Origin of the sequence: Streptomyces sp. NPDC001668 (assembly GCF_042893155.1) — a bacterium.
GTDB lineage: Bacteria > Actinomycetota > Actinomycetes > Streptomycetales > Streptomycetaceae > Streptomyces.
In genome coordinates this window covers 40267-66259 of sequence record NZ_JBIAUQ010000009.1, presented here as the reverse complement: position 1 = coordinate 66259, position 25993 = coordinate 40267, and the positions used below count along the sequence as shown (strand labels likewise).

Below are 25993 nucleotides of genomic sequence, written 5' to 3'. Positions count from 1 at the left end.
TCCAGGTGAACGTCACTTGGTGTCCTCGATACGCCACTCGTCGTGCCATTCGATCACTGGCATCTCACCGTCGAACCGGATGGGGAGCCACACATGGTCCGCGACCGATGTATCGGCCTCGGGCAGTACGAGGGAAGGAGCCTCGCGCCCCTCCGCCTTCGCCGAGTAGTGCCGTTGGAAGGCTTCGCCCCAGTTCGACTCCTCCTCCGAAAGCTGGGGCAGCCACCGGTCCGCGATCGCGATGTAGAGGTCGTCGTGGTCCGGGTGCTGGAAGACGGAGCTGATCTGCGACCGGAACGAGGTGCCGCTCGGGTCCGTGGGGTGCGGGTCGCCGAGCACGGTGAAGGGGCCGTGGTACGTGTCGGCCACGGCCGCTTCCGATGGGTTCGGGAAGTACCACGTCGTACCCGAAGTGATCAGGTAGTGCTTGTCCCCGCGCCGGAAGTAGGCGGGCGCTTCACGTACCAGTGGGGGGTGCGGGCGGGGGAGGTGAGTCGAGTGCGCTCCCGTCAGATCCGTGTAGTCATCGTTGAGTTCGGCACAGATCAGCTCGCTGTGCACCCGCTCGAAGTAGTAGTACGCCTTGCCGTCAGCCGGATCGACGACCAGGTCGAAATCGCCTGCGGACATGCCGAGCGGGCTGAGCCCCGTACGGACGATCTCGTAAGGACCGAGGAGCGAGTCCGCCGTCAGAACCGTGCAGAGCTGTTCGCCGCCGACACCCATGATCTTGAGCCAGCAGACGTACGTTCCCGTGCGCGGGTTGTGGATGATGTGCGGGCGGTCGATCATCTGGGACGGGTGCAGGGGCGACATGCGGTCGTCGAGGACCGGCGGGATGATCAACCCGCGGTCCTGCCAGTTGTAGAGGTCGGTGGACGAGTAGCAGCGGATGCCCCAGGTCCAGATGCCGCTCCCCGGCTTCGAGTGCTCCTTGTTCTCGCCGTACCAGTAGTAGACGCCGCCCTCGAACAGCACGGACCCGCCGTGTGCGTGGATGCGGTGGCCGTTCGTGTCCAGCCACGTCCGGCCGGGCCGGAAGGAGTCGTACATGGTGGTTCCCTTGGGTGTGCCCGTGGATCCGGTGGTCATGAGCCGCCCTCGCCGCGATAGCGGAAGTCGGCGAAGTGGACGGTGCCTTCCTCGGCGAACATGCCGGTGACACGGCCGGTGAAGGTCGCGGAGGTCTCGACCGACCAGAACCGCCCGTCCACTTCGGCCAGTTGGGTCTCGGCGCCGGTGTCGTCAACGACGATCAGCCGGATGCGGTCACCGGGGGGAAACCACGAGGCTCGCCCTCGCGGAGGTACCTGCGTGGTGAGGCGGAGCGTGACCTGGTCGCCCGCGACCTCGGTGCTCCAGGACTGGCTGAGGGTCGGGATGCTCGCCCGTGCCGTGATCTTCGTACCGGCTCCCGAAGGGGCACGCTCGGCGACGAGGCAGAGGGTGAAGTCCTCGACGAAGCGCAGGCCGAGGCCGCCGCGACCGTCTCCCGGGTCGATCCGGGTCTCGAAGGCGCTGGTCATATGGCGCTGGCGGCGCCCGACGAAGGCGGGGCGGAAGGCGTCGAGGCCGCCGTCGGCGGCGGCGCGGATCGTGAGCCGACCGGGCTGCTCGCCGACAGAGGCGAGCTCGGCGGGCGGCCGACCGACGGCGAGCCAGCCGGGGTCGGTCAGGGCGGAGCCGTCCGCGAAGTCGAAGTACTCCTCCACCGGTTCCGGACGCGGGTTGAGGTCAACGTGCGCGGGCTGCGGCCAGCCGTCGCGCCACTCCACGGCGGTGACATAGGTCTCCCTGCCCAGTGGCGAGCCGTGGCCGGCGCGGCGTGTGCCCAGCAGGACGAGGAGATCGTCGCCGTCCGGGCCTGGGACGAGGTCTGCGTGGCCCGTGCATTCGACCGGGTGGTTCCAACCCGCCTCGCGCAGCACGGGGTTGTGCGGCGCACCTTCGAACGGGCCCTCGATGGAGCGGCTGCGCGCGACGCTCACGGCGTGGCCCTGGCTGGTGCCGCCTTCCGCGATGAGCAGGTACCAGTAGCCGTCGCGCTGGTAGAGGTGAGGGGCCTCCGGGGCGATCAGGCCGGTGCCGGACCACATCGGCCGCGGCTCTTCCAGGATCTTGCCCGTTTCGAGGTCGACCCGTGCCTGCTGGATGCCGTTGAAGGCCACGTGCTCGCTGCCGTCGAGGTGCAGGGCGCTGTAGGTGACGTAGGCAGCGCCGGACTCGTCCCAGGCGAGGTCGGGGTCGATTCCGGTGATGCCGGCGAGGGTGATGCCGTCGCTCCAGGGCCCGGCCGGGTCTTCGGCGGTGAACACGACGCATCCGCGCGGACTGTCGGTCACCGAGACGATGACGTGGAACAGTCCGTCGTGGTGACGGATCGTCGGGGCCCATACGCCGGCGGCCGAGGTGACCTGAGCGACGCCGACCTGTTGCTCCCTGGTCGCGACGTTGCCGATGTGCTCCCAGGTGACGAAGTCCGTGCTCCGGTAGACGGGGAGGGCGGGCAGGTACTCGAATGTGGACGTCACCAGGTAGTACGTCCCGTCGACGAGGATGCAGCTCGGGTCGGGGTTGAAGCCGGGGATCAGCGGGTTGGGCAGCTCAGACATTCTCGATCTCCACGTCGGAAAGGAAGGCGCGGTCGGCGCTCGTGAGGACACGGGGCTTGCCCGCCAGGTCGAAGGCTCCTTCGACCCGCCGGTCGTCGGAGTCGAAGCCGAGGAAGAAGTCCACGCGCGCGGGCTCGACCGCGAAGTCACGGGCGAGGTTGGTGTAGCCGAGCTGGGCCGCGGCGAGGCGGAAGGTGACCCGGCGGGATTCGCCTCGGGGCAGTTCGATGCGGCTGAAGCCGGCCAGTTGCTGCGCGGGCCGGGTGAGGCCCTTGGTGTTGACCCGGACGTAGAGCTGGACGACGGCCGCGCCCTTCACCGGGCCGGTGTTGGTGACGGTGACGGCGATCCGTGCGGTCCCGTCGGTGTCGATCCGGGGGTCGTGGGACAGGCCGCCGAGTTCGAAGTCGGTGTAGCTCAGACCGTGCGCGAATGGGAGGAGCGGTGTGGCCTCCAGGTCGAGATAGTGCTGGGTGACGTTCGGGGGCAGCGGGTTGCGGTAGCCGGAGCCGGCCTTCTGGTGGTGGTAGACGGGGACCTGCCCGGAGTGGCGGGGGATGCTGTAGGGCAGCTTGCCGCTGGGGTTGGTGACGCCGAAGAGGACCTCTGCGATCGCCTTCGGACCGAACGGTCCGCCGTAGGGCGCCATCACGATCGCCGAGGCGTTCTGCACCACCTCGGGCAGTGCGTACGCACGTCCCTGCACGAGCACGACGACCAGGGGCCTGCCGGTGGCGGCCACCGCCTCGGCGATACGGGTCTGTGCGGCCGGCAGGGAGATGTCGGCGGTGTCGCTGGCCTCGCCCTCGGTGCGTTCTCCGGTGAACCACAGGCTTCCGCCGCCGAGGGCGAGCACCACCACGTCGGATTCCCGTGCGATGTCCACAGCCCGGTCGATGGCCTCCTGCTCCAACGGACGGGTCAGCGTGGATCCCTGTTCGCTGCGCACCTGCTGGGCGAATCCGGCGATCTCCTCCGAGATCGAGCGGGCCCCGAACCGTTCGTGGACGAATGCCTCCGGGTCGACGGGTTCGAACATCGCCTTGTACCAGGAGGTCGTGACGTCTTCCGCGCCGAGCATGTTGCCGAGTTCGCCGCGTGTGACGGCGTCGGTCGCTTCCCGCCATGAGGCGTAGGTGTATGTGGGGAACTGGAGTTTGGCCGCATGGGCGTGCGGGCCGATCACGGCGACGTTCAGCGTCCCAGGGGTCAGGGGGAGGATTCCGTCGTTCTTGGCGAGCACCACGGAGCGCCGGGCCAGCTCGTGCGAGAGCTCCGTGCCCTCGGCCGCGACCGCGGACACGTCGATGTGCTCGGCCGGATAGGGATTCTCGAACAGGCCCAGCTCGAACTTGGCCTTCAGAACGCGCAGGACGCTCGTGTCGACGTCGCGGACGTCCGCCTTGCCCTGCTCGACCTGTCGCGCGAGCACCTGGCCGTAGGCGTACGGCTTGGGCATCTCCACGTCGAGGCCGGCGGAGATCGCGAGGCACGCCGCCTCTCCTGCGTCGGCCGCAACGCGCTGGCGGTCGACCACCTGCTCCAGGGTCGTGTAGTCCGACGAGATGAACCCGTCGAACCCGAGGACCCCGCGCAGCAGGTCGGTGAGCACCTCCCGGGAGACGCCCACGGGGATGCCGTCCACGTCGGCGTACGAGTTCATCACCGAGCGCAGGCCGGCGAGCTGGATGGCGGCCTCGAACGGGTAGGCGAACAGGTCCCGGGTCCAGCGCGCGCCTCCCTCGTACGCCGAGGTGTTGGAACCGCCGATCGGCAGGGCGTACCCGAGGAAGTGCTTGCCGGTCGCGATGACGCCCCGGGCGAGGTCGTCGCCCTGCAGGCCGCGCGTGAAGGCGACGCTGAGCGCGGCGGACAGGTAGGGGTCCTCTCCGTAGGTCTCGTGTACCCGGCCCCACCTCGGGTCGAGCGCGACGTCCATGACGGGCGACAGCGCGTGGCGGACACCCGTGCGGATCATCTGGGCGCGGATCAGCTCGGTCATGTCCTGGACGAGGTCAGGACTCCAGGTGGCCGCGAGCCCGGTACCGGTGGGGAAGGCCATGTGGCCGCCGGCCAGGAAGCCGCTGAGCGCCTCCTGGTGGAACAGCACGGGGATGCCGAGCCGGGTGCGTTCGACTGCCTGGCGTTGGATGCTGCCGACCAGGTGCGCCAGCTTGGCCGGGGTGTCGACGATCAGTCCGGCCACATGGCCCGGCGGGTGCCCGAGCCATTCCTCGAGCTCGCCGGAGTCCGACCCGTCGGCGCGGACCAGGGTCCAGGGCATGACGGAGACGAGCTGGTGGCACTTCTCCTCAAGGGTCATCTCCCGCAGCAGCAGCTCGGCGCGCGTGGCGGCGGGCAGGCGGCGGTCACGGTGGTTGTCGGTCGGCTTGCTCAACGTTCGTTCCTCGCGGTGGGGTGCCCGGAAGCTGCCGGGAGTCCGGCCGGGATGTCGCGGCGCACCTGGCCGGGCCTGAACGAGCTGCTGCCCTGCTGGCTGCCGTGTTTCATGACCGGCTGCTTTCCTGGTCGTCGGGTGATTCGGGGGCGGGGCTCGCGCAGGAGCGCCGTCAGGCAGGGCGCAGACCGAGGATCGCCTCCAGCCGTCGCTCCAGGGAGGCCAAGCCCGCCGGCGACTCCTGCGGTGTCAGCGCCAGGACCAGTTCGGCGGCGGGTGCGTCGAGATACGCGGCGAGCCGGCCGGCGACCTGCGCCTCCCCTCCGGGAACGACGCCTGTCTCGACGGCGGCTGCAACGACGGCGGCCCAGGTGTCCGGGTCGTCGAGCACATCGCGGACGGTGGCCGTCGCGTGCTGGGTGGCACCGTCTGCCATCGGGTCGGGAACCTCCCAGTGGTGCTCACCGTGACCGACGGCCTTCGGCTCGGCCGTCCCGGGCAGGTGCACCAGCGCGGTGGCCCCCACCGGAACGCGGACATCGAGCCGGAACGTCCCGCCGGCCCGCTCCCAGGCGACACGGGCCTCGCCGTAGGGGGTGAGGTGGCGCGCCGAGGCGGAGGTGAGGTCGGCGGACGGTCGCGGGTGGACGAGGATCTCGCGGTAGCCGGGGGCGGCGGGTGCGAGGCCGGCGACGGTGCGGTGCAGCCAGTCCGCGACGGCGCCGAGCGCGTAGTGGTTGAACGACGTCATGTCACCGGGGTTGATACTGCCGTCGGGGAGCATGCTGTCCCAGCGCTCCCAGATGGTGGTCGCCCCCATGGTGACCGGGTACAGCCAGGACGGGCAGCCGGTCTGCAGCAGCAGCCGGTAGGCGACCTGGGGGTGTCCGGTCGAGGTCAGGGCGTCGGTCACCAGGGGCGTACCGACGAACCCGGTGCTGATGCGGAAGCCGCTCGCGCGGACGAGGTCCGCCAGGCGCCGGCCGGCCCGCTCGCGCTGTTCGGCGCCGGGCAGCAGCGCCCACTCGATGGCCAGGGCGTAGACCGTCTGCGCGTCGGAGAGGACCCGGCCGGCCGGGGTGACGTAGGCGCGGGCGAACGCCGCACGCACCTCGGCCGCCAGGGCGCCGTACCGCTTAGCCTCGTTCTCGCGCCCCAGCACTCGCGCGGCCTCGGCCACGATCTCCGCGGAGCGTGCGAAGTGCGCGGTGGCCACCACGTCGGGGTCGGCCTTGGCCCGGGAGGGGGCCTCCGGCGGAGCCGTGGGGTCGAGCCAGTCGCCGAACTGGAATCCGCCCGACCACAGCCGGTCCGGGCCAGCGAGGTCCGCGAGCCGGTCGACCCAGGCGCGCATGCTCGGCCACTGCCGCTCCAGGACTTGACGGTCGCCTGTGCGCTGATACAGCGCCCAGGGCACGATCGTTGCGGCGTCGCCCCAGGCTGCCGCGGTCGGCGCGCGGTCGCGCAGCACGTCCGGCACGACGTAGGGCACCGATCCGTCGGGGTGCTGTTCGGCCGCCAGGTCCGCCAGCCACGACCTGAGGAACCCCGCGCTGTCGAAGAGGAAGGTCGCCGTCGGGGCGAACACCTGGATGTCGCCGGTCCAGCCGAGGCGTTCGTCACGCTGCGGGCAGTCGGTGGGTACGTCGACGAAGTTGCCGCGCATGCCCCACACCACGTTCTCGTGGAAGCGGTTGAGCAGTGTGTGGGAGGAGGTGAACCAGCCGGTGCGGCGCAGGTCCGACCCGATCACCACGGTCTCGACGTCCTCGGCACGCAGGCCCGGCACGCCCGAGATCTCCGCGTAGCGGAAGCCGTGGAAGGTGAGGGACGGTTCGAGGATCTCCTCGCCCGTGCCCGCGACGAGGTACGTGTCGGTGGCTTCGGCCGCGCGCAGCGGACGGGTGCCGAGCTCGCCGTCCTCCAGGACTTCGGCATGGCGGACGACGACCTCGGCGCCGGATGCCAGGCCGCGCACCCGCAGCCGTACCCATCCCACGGCGTTCTGTCCGAAGTCGACCAGAGTCCGGCCCGACGGTGACATCCACACCTTCTCGGCCGGAAGGACGCAACTGACCCGGACGGGCGGTCCTTCCGGGGCGACGAGGCGGGTGACGTCGCCCGCCACCACCTCGACCGCGCCGGCTGCCGGGCGCCAGCCGGGGCCGCGGCGACGCAGGTCGGTGCGCTGGCCGTCGTAGAGGTCGTCGGCGAGGACCTCGCTCTCCCGAGCCGTCCATGTGCCGTCCGTGGCGAGCACATGGACCTGTCCGTCGGTGGTGGTGACCTCCAGCTGGGCCAGCAGGGCCAGCCGGTCGCCGTACAGGGCACGCTCGCCGTTGAAGCCCAGTCGGCCGCGATACCAGCCGTTGCCGAGAAGGACCTCCAGCACGTTCTCCCCGCTGCGGACCAGTTCCGTCACGTCGTACGTCTGGTAGCGCAGCCGGTGCTCGTAGGCCGTCCAGCCCGGGGCGAGCACCAGGTCGCCGACGCGCCGGCCGTTGAGCGTGGCGAGGTACAGGCCGTGCGCGGTGGCGTAGAGGCGGGCTGTGCGCACCTCGCCCGGCACCTCGAACGATCCGCTCAGCACCGGAGCGGGCATACGCGTGCCGGCGATGCCGACCGGACTGATGAAATCCGCTGTCCAGTCGGCCGCGTCAAGGAGGCCGGCCTCCACGACAGCTCGTTCACTCCATTCGCTCCACCGGTCCCGGCAGGCGACGCGGACCCGCACGGCGGCGTACTCCCGGGAGGCCAGCGGCCGCGCCGGCCAGGGCACCAGGATCTGCTCGGCGCTGTCGGCCCGGAACGTCTCGGTGGTGCCGCCCCGCAGGACCTCGATCTCGTAGGCCGTCTGGCGGTAGTCCGCGTCCGCCTGCGGGACCGACCACGACAGACGGGGAGAGCCCGTGCCGACACCGCGGACCGGTGAGGGATCGGTGAGGTGCTCGAACCGGGGGGCGCAGGGAGCGGCAGCCACGACCATGTAAGTCTCCAGACTCATCGAGCATTGGGTGACCGGGCCCGAGGCGGGCATTGTGTGGCTCCGCTCAGGAACGCCCTCACACACAGGGGAAGGAACCACCTGAGGGGGCCGGTGTTGTGTAACGTTCTACGTCAGGGAGCGTAGGGAGCTGCCTGAATTCATGTCAAGGCAACGGAAGGGACCGATCCATGGGGTACCGATCGGAACGGGCGCTTGTAGCATGGCGCGAATGGACAACAGCGCTGCTGACGCCGATCTGCGGGGCGGCATGACGGCTCCACGCAACGCGGACAAGCGGCCCGTCCGCTCGCGCGGCGATGGCACCGCGCAGTCCTCCGGAGTGCGCCGCGTGACGATCCAGGACGTGGCCCGGGAAGCGCGGGTATCGGTGTCGGCCGTGTCCAAAGTGCTGCGCGACGCCTACGGCGTCAGCCCGGAGATGCGGATCAAGGTCACCGCCGCGATCGAGAAGCTGGGCTACCGGCCGCAGGCCGGCGCGCGCGCCATGCGGGGCCGCTCCTACACCATCGGAGTCATGCTCGTGGCGCTGTCCCATCCCTTCCAGCCCGAGATCGTCGAGGGTGTCACGGACGAACTGGAGCCGACGCCCTACCAGGAGATACTCATCACCGGCGGCCTCGCGGCCGAGCGCCAGCAACGCAGCATCGAGGCCCTCGTCGACCGCCAGGTCGACGGGCTCGTCATCATCGCGCCGGAGATGAGCACGGCCTGGCTCGAACGGCTCGGGGTGAGTCTGCCCACGGTGGTGGTCGCGCGCCATGGTGGCGCCACCTCCTTCGACACCGTTGTCGACGACGACCAGGGGGGTGCGCGCCTCATGGTCGACCACCTGGTGAGTCTCGGCCACCGACGCATCGCGCATACCACCCATCCGACGGGGGTCCTGGAACGCCCGCATGTCCTCGCGCACACCGCACGGTGCGACGGGTACATCAGGGCCATGCAGCGCCACGGCCTCGAGCCTGACGTCATCGAGACGAGCTACACGGAGGAGGGCGGCTACCGGGCCGCCACCGAGGCACTGTCCAGGCCGACACCGCCGACCGCGATCTTCGCGGGCGCCGACATCGCTGCGCTGGGCGCCCTGCGGGCAGCGGAGGAACGCGGTCTGCGGGTACCGGAAGATTTGACGGTGACCGGCTACGACAACGTCAACGCCTCCTCGATCGGCCGGGTCTCGCTCACGACGGTGGACCAGTCGGGCCACCTCACGGGCCAGATGAGCACACGGCTTCTCCTGGAGCGGCTCAACGGCCGCACCCAGCCGGTCCACTACGTCGTGGCGCCCCGGCTCGTGCCCCGCGGGACGAGCGCGGCTCCGGCGCGCGGCCGTGCCGCACGAGCGGCGCGCTCCTCCTAGCGCGTCCCGTGTTCCTGTCCGTGCACCTCCCGTCACCTTGTGCATCGGTGCACTCTTCTCGCCGACCCGGTGGACTGCCGCGACCCGCGACACATCGGCCCACGCCCGCTGCCGCAGGGGCCGGAAAAGTCACCCAGGGCGAGACTTGGCTGGTCATGAGTGGTGTGGCACCGGGGAGTGAAGATCGCGCTACCGGCGCGTTGCGGAACTGTTACACGGCGGGGTTGGCGCGATCCCTTGACTCATTCTGGCCGTCTCCGTAACTTGCCGCGTAGAACGTTGTACACATCACATCGTCCAGTTCGCGCTGTCTCTCACCGAGCGCTGGACAGATCTGCGTCGGCCCGCATGTAAACAGGCCGCAACTTCATTCGCGTCCGAAGGAGTCCATGATGCGGCGCACCACCCGACCTGCCGCCACGGCAGTCACGATGACCACGGCCCTGGCCGCCCTGGTTGCCCTGAGCGGCTGTACCGACGCGAGTTCCACCTCGGGGAACGCCGGCGGCAAGGACACACTCACGCTCGGCATGACCCAGGACATCCAGGGCTGGGATCCGGTCAACCAGCCCAGCTACCAGGGCTGGGGCGCCTCGGCGGTGTACGACAAGCCCTTCCGGTGTGACGCTCTGGGCAAGCCCCAGCCGGCCGCCGCGAAGACCTGGAAATTCAAGTCGGACAACACCGGCGTGACCATGCACCTACGTCCGGGCATGAAGTTCTCCGACGGAACCCCGGTCAATTCGGCGGCGGTCAAGGCGTCGGTCGAGTACGCGGCGACACACGGCGCCAGCACAGCCCGCTTCGCCGGTATGAAGGTCTCCACGCCGGACAAGCTGACCGCCGTGATCTCCACGAAGTCGAACCCGCTGCTCACCGCACGCCTGTGTGACCTCGCGATAGCCAGTCCGAAGTACCTGGCCTCGGGCAACCGGAACAAGGCTCCGGTCGGCTCGGGCCCGTACACCCTCGACGCATCGGCGACGACCGGTGGCTCGGTCTACACCTTCGTCAAGAACGACGCGTACTGGGACGCCAAGTCGTTCCCGTACAAGAAGCTCGTGCTGAAGGTCATCACCAGCGAGACAGCGACGATCAACGCGCTCAAGACCGGGCAGATCGACGGCTCCCTCATCACGCAGGCGACGTACAGCCAGGCCAAGTCATCCGGACTGAAGATCCAGATGCAGCCGAGCGAGGTGGCCCGGCTCCTGCTGACCGACCACCTGGGCAAGAAGATCCCCGCTCTGGGCAACGTGGACGTCCGCCGCGCCATGAACATGGTGTTCGACAAGGACGCCATGGCGAAGAACCTCTTCCGAGGGCTGGCCACCCCGACCCCGCAGATCTTCCGTCCCGGCTCCGCGGCGTACATCAAGGACCTCAAGGACCCCTACCCCTACGACGTCGGGGCCGCGAAGGCCCTGATGAAGAAGGCGGGATATGAGAACGGCTTCAGCATCGAGATCCCGTACCTGCAGGGGCAGAACCTGGACGCGTTGATGCCGGTCGTCAAGCAGCAGCTGAGCCTGCTGAACATCAAGGTCAAGCAGGTCACCCTGTCCGGCCCGAACGCCATCAGTGAACTGCTCAGCGGCAAGTACCCCATCCCCATGTGGGTGCTCGGGAACTACGGCGAGTCGCGGCTGGACATCGCGGACTACATCCTGCCAGACGGCATCTGGAACGTCATGCACCAGACCGACCCGACAGTGGCCAGGCTCTGGGAAAAGATCGTGACCGACAACCCGCAGCAGTCGGCCAAGGATCAGCAGGCCATCAACCGCTACGTCGTCGACCAGGCCTGGTTCGTCCCGATGGTGTCCACGGGCACCATCTACGCCTACAACTCCAAGCTCAAGGTCCGGAAGTCCACCGACCCGTCCGGCCTGCACCCGCTCCTGTGGGACTTCCAGTAGCCCCACGCATGAACGATTGGAGTGCCAGGTGTTGGGTTCTGTGATGAAGAAGCTGGTCCGCTCACTGGCGGTGTTGCTCGTGGTCAGCTTCGCGACGTTCGTCCTGATGTACGGCAACGGGCCGGGGATCGCGCGGGCCGTCCTGGGCACGCGGGCCAGCGAGGCCGACGTCCGGGCGGAGGTGGTCAGACTCGGTCTGGACAAGCCCCTCATGGTGCAGTACGGCGAGTGGCTCAAGGGCGTCGTCACGGGCAACCTCGGCGACTCGTTCTTCACGGGCCAGTCCGTGACCTCGGCCCTCTCCTCCCGGGTACCGGTGACCCTCACCCTGATCGTCCTGTCGCTCCTGCTGACAGCGGTGGCGAGCATCCTCCTGGGCGTCGCCGCCGCCGTCCGCGGCGGGTGGTTGGACCGGGTGGTGCAGTTCCTGTCCGTGCTGGGAGCGGCCGTGCCGGCCTTCATCATCGCGATCGGGCTCGTCTTCGCCTTCGCCGTCTCGGTCCGGCTGCTCCCGGCGACGGGGTACGTCTCACCGGACCAGAGCCTCAGTGGATGGCTCAAGTCGGTCACCCTCCCGGTCATCGCCCTCCTTGTGGGATCCATCGCCAACGCCGCCGCGCAGTTCCGCGGAGCGGTCCTGGACACGCTCTCCCAGGACTTCGTACGAACGCTGCGAGCGCGGGGGATCCCGGAATCGCAGGTCGTCTTCCGGCATGTGCTGCGCAACGCCGCCGGTCCCGGTCTCACCGCCCTGAGCCTGCAGACCCTCGGCCTCATCGGCGGGGCGGTGGTCATCGAGCAGGTGTTCGCTCTGCCTGGCCTGGGCGACCTGAGCAACACCTCGGCGCAGAAGGGCGACGTGCCGCTGGTGATGGGGTGCGTGCTGGTGACCATCGTGGTCGTGCTCGTCGTCAACCTGCTGGGCGACCTCGTCACGGCAGCGGTCAACCCGAAAGCGAGGACGCGATGACCACGACACCCCCGCTGGAGACGGCCGTTCTTGTGCAGGCGGCCGCGAAGAAGCGGTCTCTCTTCCGGCGACTGCTCACCAATCCGCAGGGCACGGTCTGCCTGGTCTTCCTGCTCTTTGTGGTGTTCCTGGGCCTGTCCTGCTCCTGGCTGGCCCCGCACGGCCCGAACGTGACAGACCTCAGCGCCGTGGACGCGTCCCCGTTCAGTTCCGGGCACCTCCTCGGGGCGGACTCGACGGGTCGGGACATCCTGTCCCGGCTGATGTGGGGAGCCCGGCAGACGCTGCTCGCCTGTGTGGTGGTACTCGTCGTCTCCGTCGTACTCGGAGTGACCAGCGGCCTCGCCGCCGGCTTCTACCGCGGCAGGGTCGACGCGGTGCTGAACTGGGTTTCCGACGTCGTCATGTCGACGCCCGGCGTCATCCTGCTCATCGCGCTGTATGCCCGGACCGGGTCGAACATCGTCGCGGCCATGGCCGTCTACGGCCTCATCGTGGCACCGTCGTACTTCCGGCTGGTCCGGTCCGTCGTCCTCGGAGTCCGCAGCGAGCTGTACGTGGACGCGGCCAAGGTGGTCGGGCTCTCCGATCGGAGGATCGTCGGCCGCCACGTACTGTGGGCCGTCCGCGCGCCCGTCGTCATCCAGAGTTCGTTCGTCCTCGCGGCCGGGATCGCGATGGAAGCCGGCCTGGGCTTCCTCGGTCTGAGCAACCCCGCCAAGGCATCCTGGGGCGGCGTCCTGCAGGAGGCGTTCGGCAACATCTACAACAACAAGGCCGGTGTCCTGTGGCCGGCCCTCCTCATCAGTCTGACCGTCCTGGCGCTCGTCCTGCTCGGCAACGCCCTGCGCGATGTGCTCCAGTCGTCGGCCCACAGCACGACGCTGTCCCCGCGCCGGCGCCGCGAACTGACCCGGCAGGCACAGGAGCAACGCCAGTCGACCACCACAGACCCCGCAGCCGCACCGGCCGAAGCGGTCCTGTCGATCCGCGGCCTGCGCATCGGCTACCCGGACGGCGAGAACAGCGTCCGCGAAGTCGTGCACGGCGTCGACCTGGACGTACGGCGGGGCGAGATCCACGGTCTGGTGGGCGAGTCAGGCTCCGGCAAGTCCCAGATCGCCTTCTCGACCCTGGGCATCCTGCCCCGCGAGGCGGTCGTCCTCGGCGGCAGCATCGTGCTGGACGGCAAGGACCTGCTGGCCGACGACCAGCGGCTGCGCGCGGCACGCGGCCGGCGCATCGCCTACGTGCCGCAGGAACCCATGTCGAACCTCGACCCCTGCTTCACGGTCGGCGCGCAACTCACCCACGGCCTGCGCGCGGTGAAGAAGATGTCCAAGCAGGAAGCGGAAAGGGAGCTGCTGAGACTGCTCGCACGGGTCGGCATCAAGGATCCCGAACGGGTCTTCCGCCAGTATCCGCACGAGATCTCCGGCGGCATGGCACAGCGCGTGCTCATCTGCGGCGCGGTGGCCTCGAACCCCGACCTGATCGTGGCCGACGAGCCCACCACGGCCCTGGATGTGACCGTGCAGGCCGAGGTACTGGAGCTGCTGCGCGAACTGCGCGACGAACGCGGTCTCGCCGTGATCCTCGTGACCCACAACCTCGGTGTCGTCGCGGACATCTGCGACACGGTCAGCGTCATGCGGGACGGCCGCATCGTGGAACGCAGCGACGTGGACGCGCTCTTCGAGTCCCCCGCCGAGGACTACACCCGGGAACTGCTCTCGTCGGCACGCCGTGTCGAGATCGCGGAGGTATGAGGTGCCAGAGCCGGTACTGAAGGTCGACAACCTCGTCGTCCGCTACGGCGGCCGGAAGAGTGCCGGGACCACGGTGATCGACGACGTCTCCTTCGATCTGCGCGCCGGGGAGACACTGAGCCTGGTCGGCGAGTCCGGTTCGGGCAAGACGACCATCGGCCGTGCGGTCCTCGGACTCGCGCCGGTCACGGCAGGCTCGATCACCTTCCGCGGCGAGACCATCAGCAACATCTCCCGGGCCCGCCGACGCAAGGTCGCCCGCGACATCCAGGTCATCTTCCAGGACCCCTACTCGTCACTCAACCCGTCCATGCAGGTCGAGGACATCCTCGTCGAACCCCTCGTCGCAGCCGGGGCCGAGGCCGGCCGAACCCGCGTACGGGAACTGCTGGACGCCGTCGGTCTCCCGGCCGACGCCGGCGGGAGGTACCCGCGGGAGTTCTCCGGCGGGCAGCGGCAACGGATCGCGATCGCTCGCGCCCTCGCCCTCGATCCCTCGGTCATCATCTGCGACGAACCCACCAGCGCCCTGGACGTGACCACCCAGGCCCGCGTCCTCACGCTCCTGCAGGACATCCAGCGCCGGACGGGCGTGGCCTACCTGTTCATCAGCCACGACCTGGGCGTCGTGAACGAGGTGAGCGACCGGATCGCCGTCCTCCACCAGGGCCGCATCGCGGAGATCGGCAAGGCACACGACGTCGCGACGAACCCACAGCACCCCTACACCCGCAAGTTGCAGATGGCGGCTCCCGTCGCGGATCCGAAGAAGCAACGCATCCGGCGCGCCAAGCGGCTGCAACTCGACACCGCGGAGCTTTCCGACCTCAAGGGGAACTCATGAAGACACACGGAACGGTCGGTGACGACAGGTCGCACGGTTCCCCGGCAGGGGCATGGTCAAGACGCCATTTCGTCCGCAACGCGACCGCCGGCGCCGTGGTGCTGCTGGGCGCGTCGTCGATCCAGGCCCCCCGCGCCGCGGCCGAATCCCGGCCGCAGTGCACGGCGCGCGTGAACGGCGGGCCCATATGGGTCACACCCGACTGCGACGACCCCCTGTACGACCAACCTGTGATCGACAGCGAAACGGACCTCACCACACCGGTACCACACCGCAAGGTAGCGGGTCACTTCGCGGGCACGGACAAGAAGTTCACCCTCTGTCTCCCCTCGAAGAAGCAGTGGCAGGGCCGCTTCTTCCACAAGGTGTATCCGCTGCAGGACGAGAACCCAGCCGCCGAGGACATCGCTTTCGGAGTGGACAGCGGCGCCTACGTCGTGCAGACGAACGGCGGGATCGGTTACCGCGTGGAGGCGGCCACGGCCAAGTTCTCCCGGACGTACGCGGCGCGGTACTACGGCTCGAAGCGACGGATCTACGGCTACGTCTACGGCGGCAGCGGCGGCTCCTACCAGACCATCGGCGCCATCGAGAACACCTCGGGCGTGTGGGACGGTGCGGTGCCCTTCATCCCTGGCACGCCGGGCTCCATGCCCAACAGCTTCACCGTCCGCGCCCTGGCGCGGCTCGTCCTGCGGAACAAGGCTCCGCTGATCGCCGACGCCGTGGCACCCGGGGGCAGCGGCAACCCCTACGCGCGTCTCAACGAGGTGGAGCGGGCCATGCTGCGAGAAGCCACGCGAATGGGTGTTCCGCTCCGGGCCTGGGAGGACTACCGCTACGTGCTGGGGCTGACCGCCCCCGACGCCCTTCTCGGGTTCACGGCCATCGTGCGCAGCATGGATCCCACTTACGCGGACGATTTCTGGGGCAAGCCGGGCTACCTCGGCACCGAGCAGTCGCCACTCGGCGATCTGATCCGTGCCGCGCGGATCGACCATCTGGCCACGGTCAAGCAGATCAGCCGGGACACCCAGAACAAGCCGATGAGCCTTGTCCTCGCCACCGCGCCGTCCCAGCCGGACACGACGGGACTGGATTTCACCGCCTACGAAAGCGACGGCACGACGGTCATCGGAACACTCTCGGGCTCACTCGACCCGACCACACGGGTCCTCACCCTAGACAGCGGGAACAACGCCGGGGTGCTGGCCGCCCTCGGCACCGGCGACAAACTGCGCATGGACAACCGGTGGTCCCTCGCTTTCCGCGCCTACCACCGCTACCAGGTTCCGACCCGTCCCGGCTTCTACGCCTGGGACCAATACCGGGGACCCGACGGGCAGCCCCTCTACCCGCAGCGCAAGGTCCAAGTCGGCCCCGCCATCTCCGCGTCCACCAGCGGCGGCGGCACGCACACGGGCAGGATCAACGGCAAGGTCATCGTCGTCGCCAACCTCCTCGACACCGACGCCTACCCCTGGCCCGCCGACTGGTACCGCGCGCGGGTCAAGGAAGCCCTCGGTGCGGGATACGACGACAGTTTCCGCCTCTGGTTCAACGACAACGCCGACCACCTCGAAGGCCCCGTCACCGGCGCCCGCGCGGCCCAGATCGTCGAGTTCACCGGCATCCTGCAGCAAGCGCTGCGCGATCTGAGTGTTTGGGTGGAGAAGGGAGTGGCACCGGCGCGCTCGACTCCCTACAGCGTGGACGACAGCCAGGTCGAGGTGCCGGAGAGCGCCACGGCCCGCCGGGGAATCCAGCCCGTCGTCGATCTGACGGTCGGCGGCGCCGACCGGATCGATGTGGCCGTCGGCCGGTCTGTCACCTTCAACGCCAGGATCGAGGTCCCGCCCGGCGCCGGCCGCATTGTGACGACGGAATGGGACTTCGCCGGCACCGGCACTTTCACGCCCAAGTCCTTCGGGCCACCTCGCCGAACCGTCGAGGTGAGCCAGACGTTCACCTACACCAAGCCGGGCACATACTTCCCGGTGCTGAGGGTGGCGGCGCAACGGCACGGCGACGCCGCAACCCCCTTCGCCCAGGTGGCGAACCTCGGGCGGGTGCGCGTCGTCGTCCACTAGAGATCCCCTTTCGCCTCCACCAGGTCCTGCGCACAAGATGCGTCCGGTTGCGGCACGTCAGTCTGAGGCCAGCTGGGACACCGCCCGCGGAGGTGTCGCGCAGCAAGCGCTGCGCGACCCGCTCCCGACCGCTTTGCCTGCGACGCCGACGCTGAACAGAGGAGAGGGACACAGTGGCCAAGTCGAGCCCCCTCGGCCGAGCGTTGGCTGCAGCGGCTCGAGGACCTCGGCGCTCGGGGGCTGCCCTTCCTGGTGGCGGTCGCGGCGGATGAGGCGGCGGGTTACGCCTGTGCCGCGGCGCGCGCCCCGAGCCCAGCAACCGGCACGTGGCAGAGGACACCGTCTCCCTCTCGCCGACGTGCGTCGGCCGCGGCCCGGGCACGAAACTGCTGGAAGAGCTGGTGAAAGCCTCCGCCGGGTGCGGCCTGCACCAGATGATCGCGGTGATCGCCGACACCGGGGACGGTGCCTCCACCGCCCTGCATCGCCGTGTCGGCTTCCAGTACGTGGGCCGACTGACTGCCGTCGGTCACAAGGACGGCCGTTGGCTGGACACCATCCTCATGCAGCGCGACCTCATCACCGACGCGACCCCATGACCGCGGCGGCGAGGCCACGGGCAGTGACGCACAGACAGATGATGAGTACCCGGTCCCGGCCTCCAGGGTCGGCGTAGCTCAGGTTCGGCATTCCGGCAGCCTGCGGCCGTACGCCGCCCCCCTTACAGCCTCCTGCGAGCTGTGCCGACGCGAGCCCTTGACACATCGCTGGCTCATTCCTAGCGTGATGCGCATGCCTACTCATAGTCGAATAGACATTCAAGATCGGCGTGAGTCGATCTACGGCGCAGGCGTCTGGCACTTCGCCACCTACGTCGACCGCTACGCCACGGACGGATACGGCGGTCCGCGCACCGTCCTCGATGCCATCAAGGTGGCCGGAGCGGTCGATGGCCTGTCCGTCCTCGACCTGAACTGGCCCTTCCCTCCCGGCGACATCAGCACGGCCGAAGTACGCGCCGCGCTGGCCGAGCAGCAACTGCGCGCCATCGCGGTGACGCCGGAGATCTACACCGGCAAGTTCGCCAAGGGCGGTTTCACCAACCCCGATCCCGCCGTCCGCCGGAAGGCGATCGACCTGGTCGCAGCGTCCGCCGAGGTCGGTCGGGAACTCGGCGTGGACTACGTCAAGATCTGGCCGGGACAGGACGGCTACGACTATCCCTTCCAGGCCGACTACACCGATCTGTGGGCCAAGTCGGTGGACGCGCTGCGCGAGCTCGCCCAGTCGTTCCCGGACCTGAAGTTCGCGATCGAGTACAAGCCGCGTGAGCCGCGCAACCGGATGGTCTTCTCCTCCGTGGCACGCACCCTGCTCGCGATACAGGACATGGGCGTGGACAACGTCGGTGTCCTGCTGGACTTCGGCCACTCCCTGTACGGCGGCGAGACCCCGGCCGAGGCAGCACGGATGGCGATCGCTCGCGACAAGCTGTTCGCCATCGACGTCAACGACAACTTCCGGGGCTGGGACGACGACATGGTCGTCGGCTCGGTGCACCTGCTGGAGACCTTCGAGTTCTTCTTCGCGCTGCACGACGCCGGCTGGCAGGGCGTCTGGCAGCTGGATCAGTTCCCCTTCCGCGAGGACCCGGTCGAGGCCGCACGCACCGGCATCCGGACCATGCGCGCCTTCCACCAGGCGCTGGGCTACCTCGACCGGGACGAACTGGCCGCCGCCCAGTCGGCGCAGGACGCCCTGGGTGCGCAGCGCATCGCGAAGCGGGCGCTGTTTCGTGCGCTCGCGGAAAGTGAATCCGAGTGACCACCACCCTGGAGACCATGGCTCCGCTGCGGCCCGACGAGGACGCTGCCCGGATGTACCACCAGCGCAGCGCCCAGTTGCGGGCGGCATCGCCGACCGAGGCCGCCCGGGCCCTCGCCGAGATCTCGACCTCCGTCCGCCGTGACATCCTCACCACGATCCAGTCGGCGGGCATGGGCCACGTCGGCGGTGACCTGTCCGTGACCGATCTGCTGGTCACGGCTCTGTGGGGGGCCTTGCGGATGCATCCGTCCGAGCCCGAGCACCCCCAGCGCGACCGCTTCGTCCTGAGCAAGGGGCACTGTGCCGCGGCGCTGTACTCGACGTTGGCCTCCTGTGGGTTCTTCCCGCGGGCCCGCCTCAGCGAGTTCATGGCCCCGCTGTCGCCGCTCAACGGTCATCCCGCCCGGCTGAAGGTCCCCGGTGTGGAGACGAACACCGGTCCGCTCGGACATGGCTTCCCGGTCGCCACCGGTATCGCACTCGGAGCGCGACTGCGCGGCCAGACGTGGCGGACCATCGTCGTGCTGGGCGACGGAGAGATCCAGGAAGGCAGTAACTGGGAGGCCGCGATGACAGCCGCCCACTACGAACTGGCCGACCTGACGGCTGTGGTGGACCGCAACCGGCTGCAGCAGGGCGCCCGTACCGAGGACACCAAGTCCCTGGAGCCGCTGGACGCGAAGTGGGCCAGCTTCGGGTGGGAGGTCCGCGTCATCGACGGCCACGACCACGAGGCGATCAAACAGGCCTACGCGCCGTCGACCACGGGTCGCCCGGTCGCGGTGATCGCCAACACCGTCAAGGGCAAGGGTGTCTCGTTCATGGAAGACCGCGTCGAGTGGCACCACAAGGTGCCCACCGATGAACAGGTCCGACTCGCGCTCAAGGAGCTGAACCGATGACCGCCGTGGCCGCGCAGACCCCCACGTTCGACTGCCGGGCGGACTTCGCCGACGAGCTTGCCGTACTGGCCCGCGCCGATGAGCGGATCGTGGCGGTGTGCAATGACTCGGTGGGCTCCAGCAACCTCGTCCAGTTCCGTGAGGAGTTCCCCAACCGGCTGGTCAACGTGGGCACCGCGGAGCAGGACATGGTCGGTGTGGCGGCCGGCCTCGCCAACGCCGGGTTCGTTCCGTTCGTGTCCGCCGCGACGCCCTTTCTGACGGGGCGTGCGCTGGAACAGATCAAGGCCGACATCGCCTACACCTACCGGCATGTCGTGCTGTGCGGGCAGAGCCCCGGCATGGCCTACGGCGAGCTCGGCCCCACCCATCACGGCATCGAGGACCTCGCCTGGATGCGTGCGATACCCGGTCTGGAGATCATCGTTCCCGCGGATCCTGCGGAGACCCGCAGCGCGGTGCGCTGGGCCGCCGCATCGGGAAGGCCGACCTACATCCGCGTTCCCCGGTTCAAGGTCCCCGCTGTCACTCCCGATGGCACGCCGTTCGAAGCCGGCCGGGCCGCCTGTCTCGCCGACGGCACCGATGTCACCCTGATGGCCGTGGGCACGATGGTCTCGCGTGCGCTGGAGGCAGCCGAAATCCTCGGGCGGCAGGGGGTCTCGGCCCGCGTGCTCAACATGACGTTCGTCGAGCCACTCGACGTGGCTTCCGTGGTGGCCGCCGCCCGGGAGACCACTGCCATCGTCACCGCGGAGGAAGGGCTCCTCTCCGGTGGTCTGGGAGCGGCGGTCGCCAAGGTCGTGGCCGAGCACGACCCTGTCCCAGTGCGCATGTTGGGCGTGCCCACCTTCGCCCCGACCGGCAGCGCGTCCTTCCTTCTCGACCATTTCGGCCTGAACGCCGAAGGCATCGCCGCCGCCGCGCGCGAGGCCCTTGGGCGGGCCTGATGAAGCCGCACGTTCTCGCCATCGATCAGGGCACCAGCTCGACCAAGGTGCTGCTCCTGGACGCCGCCGGCGAGGTCGTCGCCCGGGCGAGCGCGTCCCTGTCGCAGTCCCACCCGGGCCCCGGCCTGGTGGAGCAGGACGCTCTGGCGCTCCTGGGCAGTGTGCGCACCGCGGTCGCCGACTGCATGAAGGCCGCTGACCCGCGCTCCGTGGCCGGCGTGGCGCTGAGCACCCAGCGTGAGTCGGTTGTCCTGTGGGACGCGGTGACCGGCCGGCCCGTCGCTCCTTTGGTCAGCTGGCAGGACCAGCGCGGATCCGAACGCGCCGACCGGCTCGCCCGCGCAGGGATGGGCGAGGCGGTCAGGCGACGCACCGGTCTTCCGCTCGACCCGATGTTCTCGGCCCTGAAAATGGCCGCACTCCTCGACCAGCACGATCCTTCCCGCGCACTCAGCGGCGCCGGCCGCCTACGGCTGGGCACCGTGGACGCGTATCTCCTGCACGCGCTGACCGGGGAGCTGGTCACCGAGGTCGGCAACGCTTCCCGAACCCAACTGGTCAACCTCACGACAAGTGAGTGGGACGACGAACTGCTCGGCCTGTTCGACGTTCCGCGCCCGGCTCTGAGCCGGATCGTCGCGTCCAACGGGCCCTTCGGCGGACTGCGCGGACTCGCCCCGCTGCTCGACGGCACCCCGGTGCTCGCGGTCATGGGTGACTCGCACGCCGCGTTGTTCGCCCACGCCGGCTGGCGGCCGGGCATCGTCAAGGTCACCTACGGCACCGGCTCGTCCGTCATGACGATTACGGACTCGACCGAACCGGTGGAACAGGTGTGCAGCACGATCGCCTGGTCCACCGGCCGGCCGGCCTTCGCCCACGAGGCCAACATCCGCTCCGCCGGGCGTACCGTCACATGGCTGGCACAGCTGCTCAATACCTCCCCCGACGAGCTCATCAGGGTCGCGGCCGGCGCGGACGCGGGCGGTGTGACGCTGGTCCCGGCGTTCGGCGGCATCGGAGCGCCCTGGTGGGACGCCGACGCCATACCCGTACTCGCCGGATTCGGCCTGGGCAGTGGCCGTGCCCAGCTGGCGCGCGCCGCGCTGGAATCGGTCGCCTACCAGGTGGCGGACGTCCTCGCCGTGCTGCCCGGCCTGCATCAGGTCGTCGCCGACGGACGCCTGAGCCGCAGCGACGCGCTCATGCAACTGCAGGCCGACGTCGCAGACGTGGCTGTGGCACGCGCCCGGCACCACGAACTCTCCGCCGCGGGAGCCGCCCAGCTGGCTGGACTCGAGCTGGGCCTGTGGACGACAGGTGACTTGGAGGAGCGCGCGGAAAGCGATATGAAGATCTTCACCTCCGGTTGGGACGACGCACAGCGCCGCAGCGCGGTCGCACGATGGCACCGGTGTCTTGAGACCGCGCGCGGCCTCGGGAAGGGCGGTGGCCACGGGCCGTCATGAATACAGCTGAGCTGCGAGGCCAGAGCTGGGGGCTGAAGCACGTTCCGCCACGTGGTCCGACGATAGTGTGTTCGGCGGCGATGATGTGCGGCCCGGCGCCGGCCTGGCCGCCAGAGCGAGGAGGAGGGTGGCACGATGGCGGCAGCGTCATCCACTCCCAGCCCTGACCACATGCGGCTGCTGGTCAAGGTGGCTCGCATGTACCACGAGCGCGGCCTGCGGCAACCCGAGATCGCGGCGCGTCTCAGCATGTCCCAGCCCCGGGTCTCGCGTCTGCTGAAGGAGGCGGTCGATCGCGGAGTCGTGCGCACCGTGGTGATCTCCCCGGACGGCGTACACGCCGAACTCGAAGAAGCCCTCGCGGAACGGTACGGGTTGCGTGACGTGGTCGTGGTGGAGGTGGAAGGCGCGGGACTGGATGTGATCCCCGCTCTGGCCGCGGCAACCGTCACCTATCTCGACGCCACACTCAAAGGAGGAGACGTCATCGGCATCTCCTCCTGGAGCGCCACCCTCCTGGAATCCGTCAAGGTCATGCGTGCCCAGACGCCGTCCACGGCACAGGAAGTCGTGCAGATGGTCGGCGGGTCCGGCAGCCCGGAAGTACAGCTGCACGCCACCCGGCTGACCAGCCGTCTGGCGGAACTCACCGGAGCGCGCCCGGTGTTCGCTCCGTCCGCCGCGCTGGTCGGCAGCAGGGAACTGCGAGACCTGCTGTCGCGGGAACCGGCGATGGCGGAGGCCATGCAGGCGTGGTCCCGCGTCACCCTGGCCGTCCTCGGAATCGGCCCGATCGAGCCGTCGCCGTTGCTGCGCCTTTCAGGCAACGCCATTACCTCAGAGGACCAACAGCAACTTAAACGACTGGGTGCCGTCGGTGACGTCTGCGCCCGCTATTTCGACGCGGATGGAGTTGCCGTCGACGCGCCGTTCAACGACCGCATCATCGGCATCGAACCGGACCGGCTGCGTGCGGTGGAACGACGGATAGGCGTCGCCGGCGGGACCCACAAGATCGCAGCGGTCCGTGGAGCAGCCCGTGGCGGGTGGATCAATATTCTGATCACCGATGCCGAGGTGGCGCGGGCCCTCCTGGCGGATTGACAACACCTGTGGGGGCGCTGTCACGTTGTCGGGCATGTGGGTATCTGACGTGGTGCCAGGGTGTGGCTGGCGACGGTGCCGGTGATCTGGTCCCAGATCGCGAAGCGGGTGGTCATCGCGGTGCGGTGGTCGGGGGCGTTCATCAGGTGCCGTCGGGTGCGGAAGCGGGGGGAGATGCCGCAGCGGCGGACAGGAACCGCTGGGCTGCGCCGACGCTGCGGAAGCCCTTCATCGCGCGTTCGCGTTGTCTGGTGGGCTGGTGGCCGTTCTCGGCCCGGTTGTTCAGGTACTTCGACTGCCGGTGCTCGACAGAGGGCATGACCTCGCGGTGGGCCGCGCCGTAGGAGCGCAGCTTGTCGGTGACAATCACCTTCGGCACTGCGGGTTCTTGTGAGAAGACGGCGGAAGAAGCGCCTGGCCGCAGCCTTGTCCCACCGGTTCTGCACGAGGATGTCGAGGACGTTCCCGTCCTGGTCGACGGCCCTGCGGCGCAGCGTGTTGGCGTAGATCTGCCCGAACTTGACGCACCAGTGGCGGATCGTCTCGTAGGAGACGACGATCCCGCGCTCGAGCGTGAACGCCTCGACCTCGCGGAAGCTGAGCGGGAAGCGGTGATACAGGCACACGCAGTGGGGGCTGACCATCAGGTACCGGTGGCCCTTGTACGACGGCGGCGTGCTCTCCACGTACGGCCCCTCCAGCGTGATCAACCCGAAGATCATCCCACGCCAACAGTCAACGTGACAGCGCCGAAAATGGCATCTAGGGTCCGTCTTCAAAGATCATCAGGTGGTGGATCATGGTGGGGTGATACGCCGCCATGAACTCACCGATCAGGAGTGGGAGTTACTCGCTCCGCTCATACCGCGGGCTGCGACAGGCCGACCGCGGGTAGAGGACCGGCAGGTCGTGAATGGGATGGTCTACAAGATCCGGACCGGGGTCTCCTGGCGTGACCTGCCGGAACGCTACGGGCCATGGAAGACGGTCTACACCCGCTTCCGCCGCTACGCCCTGGATGGCGTGTTCACCCAGGCACTCCAGCAGATCCAGGCTTCCGCGGACGCGGCCAGCGACATCGACTGGCTCGTCCAGATCGACTCCACCATCGTCCGCGCCCACCAGCACGCCGCGGCCACCGGCCGAAAAAAGGGATCCATCGGCGGGACGAACCATACGATCACGCCCTCGGCCGATCCCGTGGAGGACTGACCACCAAAATCCATCTCGCCTGCGACGGTAAAGGGCGCCCGCTCGCGGTCTTGCGGACACCCGGCCAACGCCACGACAGCATCTGCGCAGGCCCCCTCCTGGAACGGATCCGCGTCCCACGCAACGGCCCCGGCCGACCGCGCTCCAGACCTGATCAGGTCATCGTCGATAAGGCTTACAGCTCCCGAGGCTTCCGCGCCTACCTGCGCAAACGCAGCACCGCGTGCACCATCCTGGAGAAGGCCGACCAGCAGCGACACCGACGCAACCGCGGTCGCCGCGGCGGCCGGCCACCGGCATTCGACCGGCAGATCTACCGCCGACGCAACGTAGTTGAGCGCTGCTTCAACCGGCTCAAAGGCTTCCGTGGCATCGCCATAAGATACGACAAGACCGCCACCTCCTACGAAGCAGCGGTCTCTCTCGCATCGTTCCTGCTCTGGGCAAGATCCGTATGAAGACGGACCCTAGGCCGGGCGGCAGTGTCGAGACCGATCCATTGCTCGGGCACGCGATGATGCTGCAGAGAGCCAGGATGAGGCCCCGTCCACAGTTCTTGACAATTCCTCGACGTCAGACGTTGGGGACCTGTAGTTTGTCCCAACTGGTCTCGCCAGGTATGCCGTTGGCGGCGGCGCCGTCGAAGCCGAGCTTTTTTTGAAAAGCGGCGTAGGACTTCACATCGCCCGGGCCCCATACATCGGCATTCGCGTGGGACTGGTACCGGTCGCAGCCTGTGGCGACGAGTCGGTGGTGCATTGCGGCGATGATCGGTGATTTCCGTCCGGTGTGGAAGAACGACGCACCAGGGAACGGCTCAGTGTTCGACACACGGACCGGGTGTGAAGCCTTGAAGTGGTCGTACGCCTCCTGAGCCGCCGCGAGGACCTTGTCGTAGAGCGCGTCCATGTGCGGGCCGGCGCAGGCGGTTGAGGACCAGTGGTGGTGGTAGAAGAGGTTGCTCTTGCTGGGGCGTTTGCCGATCACCCTGGCGAAGAGCCAGCCGGCGAGCCGTGCGGAGTTCTTCCAGGTGGTCTCGGAGACCTTCCAGGCGGGTGCGAGCGTTTCGTTCGCCATTTCGATGCTGATCGATCTCTGGTTGCCGGCCGTGTCTCCGACGGCCCAGGCGTACTCGTTCAGTTTGACGTACTGAGCGACGGCACCGGCGGCGTCCACGTCGAAGTGTGCCGAAGCGGGACGCGTCTTCCATACGTTGAGCACGCCCTGGTGCGAAAGCCTGCCGCCGTTGTGGTGCAGCGTGACCGACGTCTTCCTGTAGGACTTGTGGGTGACGTGGCCCGTCGCGCTGAGTTTGTCGATGAAGTTCGAGACGGGGCGGTCGTAAGCGATGGTGGCGGTCATTTCGGGGCCTCCGTGTCGTTCTCGACTCCGTCCTCGGCGAAGGCGACGAAGTCGCTTGGCGGAAGGTCATCGAGGTTGTCGGTGCCGGGTCCGTCGGCGGTGTCGGTCTTCTCGAGGGCTGCCTTCACGTCCTCCTGGTCGAAGTTCTTCTCGTGCATTATGTAGTCCTTCCACTTACCACTGCTTTTGCTGGCGGTT

General features: G+C 68.8%; 19 protein-coding genes and 1 pseudogene. 13 read left to right on the top strand and 7 right to left on the bottom strand.

Annotation, left to right across the window (positions count from 1 at the left end; all coding sequences use genetic code 11):
- Nucleotides 1-12: 12 nt before the first annotated feature.
- From ACFYZ8_RS26325 to ACFYZ8_RS26310, 4 genes are all read right to left on the bottom strand, one after another.
- Nucleotides 13-1092, bottom strand: coding sequence for a family 43 glycosylhydrolase (locus ACFYZ8_RS26325; protein WP_388539735.1), 1080 nt, complete (start codon nucleotides 1090-1092; stop codon nucleotides 13-15).
- On the bottom strand, nucleotides 1089-2612 hold the full coding sequence (locus ACFYZ8_RS26320; RefSeq protein WP_388539738.1) for a family 43 glycosylhydrolase: 1524 nt from the start codon (nucleotides 2610-2612) through the stop codon (nucleotides 1089-1091). The genes ACFYZ8_RS26325 and ACFYZ8_RS26320 overlap by 4 nt, the downstream gene beginning before the upstream one ends.
- Nucleotides 2605-5010, bottom strand: coding sequence for a glycoside hydrolase family 3 N-terminal domain-containing protein (locus ACFYZ8_RS26315; protein WP_388539741.1), 2406 nt, complete (start codon nucleotides 5008-5010; stop codon nucleotides 2605-2607). The genes ACFYZ8_RS26320 and ACFYZ8_RS26315 overlap by 8 nt, the downstream gene beginning before the upstream one ends.
- Before the next feature lie 172 nt (nucleotides 5011-5182).
- Nucleotides 5183-8014, bottom strand: coding sequence for a family 78 glycoside hydrolase catalytic domain (locus ACFYZ8_RS26310; RefSeq protein ID WP_388539744.1), 2832 nt, complete (start codon nucleotides 8012-8014; stop codon nucleotides 5183-5185).
- A gap of 211 nt (nucleotides 8015-8225) precedes the next feature.
- Between ACFYZ8_RS26310 and ACFYZ8_RS26305 the strand changes: the two genes are divergently transcribed.
- The 12 genes from ACFYZ8_RS26305 (at nucleotide 8226) to ACFYZ8_RS26250 (ending at nucleotide 23221) form a co-directional block, all read left to right on the top strand.
- On the top strand, nucleotides 8226-9377 hold the full coding sequence (locus ACFYZ8_RS26305; protein ID WP_388539747.1) for a LacI family DNA-binding transcriptional regulator: 1152 nt from the start codon (nucleotides 8226-8228) through the stop codon (nucleotides 9375-9377).
- Nucleotides 9378-9769: 392 nt separating this feature from the next.
- Complete coding sequence (locus tag ACFYZ8_RS26300) at nucleotides 9770-11296, top strand: ABC transporter substrate-binding protein (protein WP_388539750.1); 1527 nt, start codon at nucleotides 9770-9772, stop codon at nucleotides 11294-11296.
- Between the two features lie 43 nt (nucleotides 11297-11339).
- Nucleotides 11340-12266 carry an ABC transporter permease gene (locus tag ACFYZ8_RS26295; protein WP_388539752.1) on the top strand — a complete coding sequence of 309 codons (927 nt, stop codon included), beginning with the start codon at nucleotides 11340-11342 and terminating at the stop codon, nucleotides 12264-12266.
- Nucleotides 12263-14035, top strand: a complete 1773-nt coding sequence (locus ACFYZ8_RS26290) for a dipeptide/oligopeptide/nickel ABC transporter permease/ATP-binding protein (RefSeq protein ID WP_388539755.1) — start codon at nucleotides 12263-12265, stop codon at nucleotides 14033-14035. The genes ACFYZ8_RS26295 and ACFYZ8_RS26290 overlap by 4 nt, the downstream gene beginning before the upstream one ends.
- 1 nt (nucleotide 14036) lies before the next feature.
- Nucleotides 14037-14879, top strand: a complete 843-nt coding sequence (locus ACFYZ8_RS26285) for an ABC transporter ATP-binding protein (protein WP_388539758.1) — start codon at nucleotides 14037-14039, stop codon at nucleotides 14877-14879.
- Nucleotides 14876-16969, top strand: a complete 2094-nt coding sequence (locus tag ACFYZ8_RS26280) for a PKD domain-containing protein (RefSeq protein ID WP_388539760.1) — start codon at nucleotides 14876-14878, stop codon at nucleotides 16967-16969. Before ACFYZ8_RS26285 ends, ACFYZ8_RS26280 begins: the two co-directional genes overlap by 4 nt.
- Nucleotides 16970-17256: 287 nt before the next feature.
- A complete protein-coding gene (locus ACFYZ8_RS26275) occupies nucleotides 17257-17568 on the top strand; it encodes a GNAT family N-acetyltransferase (RefSeq protein WP_388539889.1) in 312 nt (103 codons plus the stop codon).
- A gap of 193 nt (nucleotides 17569-17761) precedes the next feature.
- Nucleotides 17762-18793 (top strand): TIM barrel protein, encoded by a 1032-nt coding sequence (locus ACFYZ8_RS26270; RefSeq protein WP_388539763.1) that lies wholly within the window; start codon nucleotides 17762-17764, stop codon nucleotides 18791-18793.
- Entirely contained in the window at nucleotides 18790-19698 is a 909-nt protein-coding gene (locus ACFYZ8_RS26265; protein WP_388539766.1) for a transketolase, read from the top strand. The genes ACFYZ8_RS26270 and ACFYZ8_RS26265 overlap by 4 nt, the downstream gene beginning before the upstream one ends.
- On the top strand, nucleotides 19695-20648 hold the full coding sequence (locus ACFYZ8_RS26260; protein WP_388539769.1) for a transketolase family protein: 954 nt from the start codon (nucleotides 19695-19697) through the stop codon (nucleotides 20646-20648). Before ACFYZ8_RS26265 ends, ACFYZ8_RS26260 begins: the two co-directional genes overlap by 4 nt.
- Complete coding sequence (locus ACFYZ8_RS26255) at nucleotides 20648-22117, top strand: FGGY family carbohydrate kinase (protein ID WP_388539772.1); 1470 nt, start codon at nucleotides 20648-20650, stop codon at nucleotides 22115-22117. Before ACFYZ8_RS26260 ends, ACFYZ8_RS26255 begins: the two co-directional genes overlap by 1 nt.
- 171 nt (nucleotides 22118-22288) lie before the next feature.
- A complete protein-coding gene (locus ACFYZ8_RS26250; protein WP_388539774.1) occupies nucleotides 22289-23221 on the top strand; it encodes a sugar-binding transcriptional regulator in 933 nt (310 codons plus the stop codon).
- A gap of 20 nt (nucleotides 23222-23241) precedes the next feature.
- Here the strand turns inward: ACFYZ8_RS26250 and ACFYZ8_RS26245 are convergent.
- A pseudogene (locus ACFYZ8_RS26245) lies at nucleotides 23242-23865 on the bottom strand (transposase).
- 166 nt (nucleotides 23866-24031) lie between these two features.
- Here ACFYZ8_RS26245 and ACFYZ8_RS26240 point away from each other — a divergent pair.
- Nucleotides 24032-24891, top strand: a protein-coding gene (locus ACFYZ8_RS26240; RefSeq protein ID WP_388539892.1) for an IS5 family transposase whose coding sequence is annotated in 2 segments (ribosomal slippage) — nucleotides 24032-24379 and nucleotides 24382-24891 — 858 coding nt in all. Because the reading frame shifts where the segments join, the coding sequence is not laid out codon by codon here.
- 115 nt (nucleotides 24892-25006) lie between these two features.
- On the opposite strand, the gene ACFYZ8_RS26235 is transcribed toward ACFYZ8_RS26240, so the two are convergent.
- Both ACFYZ8_RS26235 and ACFYZ8_RS26230 read right to left on the bottom strand, forming a co-directional pair.
- Entirely contained in the window at nucleotides 25007-25795 is a 789-nt protein-coding gene (locus tag ACFYZ8_RS26235) for a peptidoglycan-binding protein (protein ID WP_388539777.1), read from the bottom strand.
- Nucleotides 25792-25953, bottom strand: a complete 162-nt coding sequence (locus ACFYZ8_RS26230; RefSeq protein ID WP_388539779.1) for a hypothetical protein — start codon at nucleotides 25951-25953, stop codon at nucleotides 25792-25794. The genes ACFYZ8_RS26235 and ACFYZ8_RS26230 overlap by 4 nt, the downstream gene beginning before the upstream one ends.
- Between the last annotated feature and the right edge of the window lie 40 nt (nucleotides 25954-25993).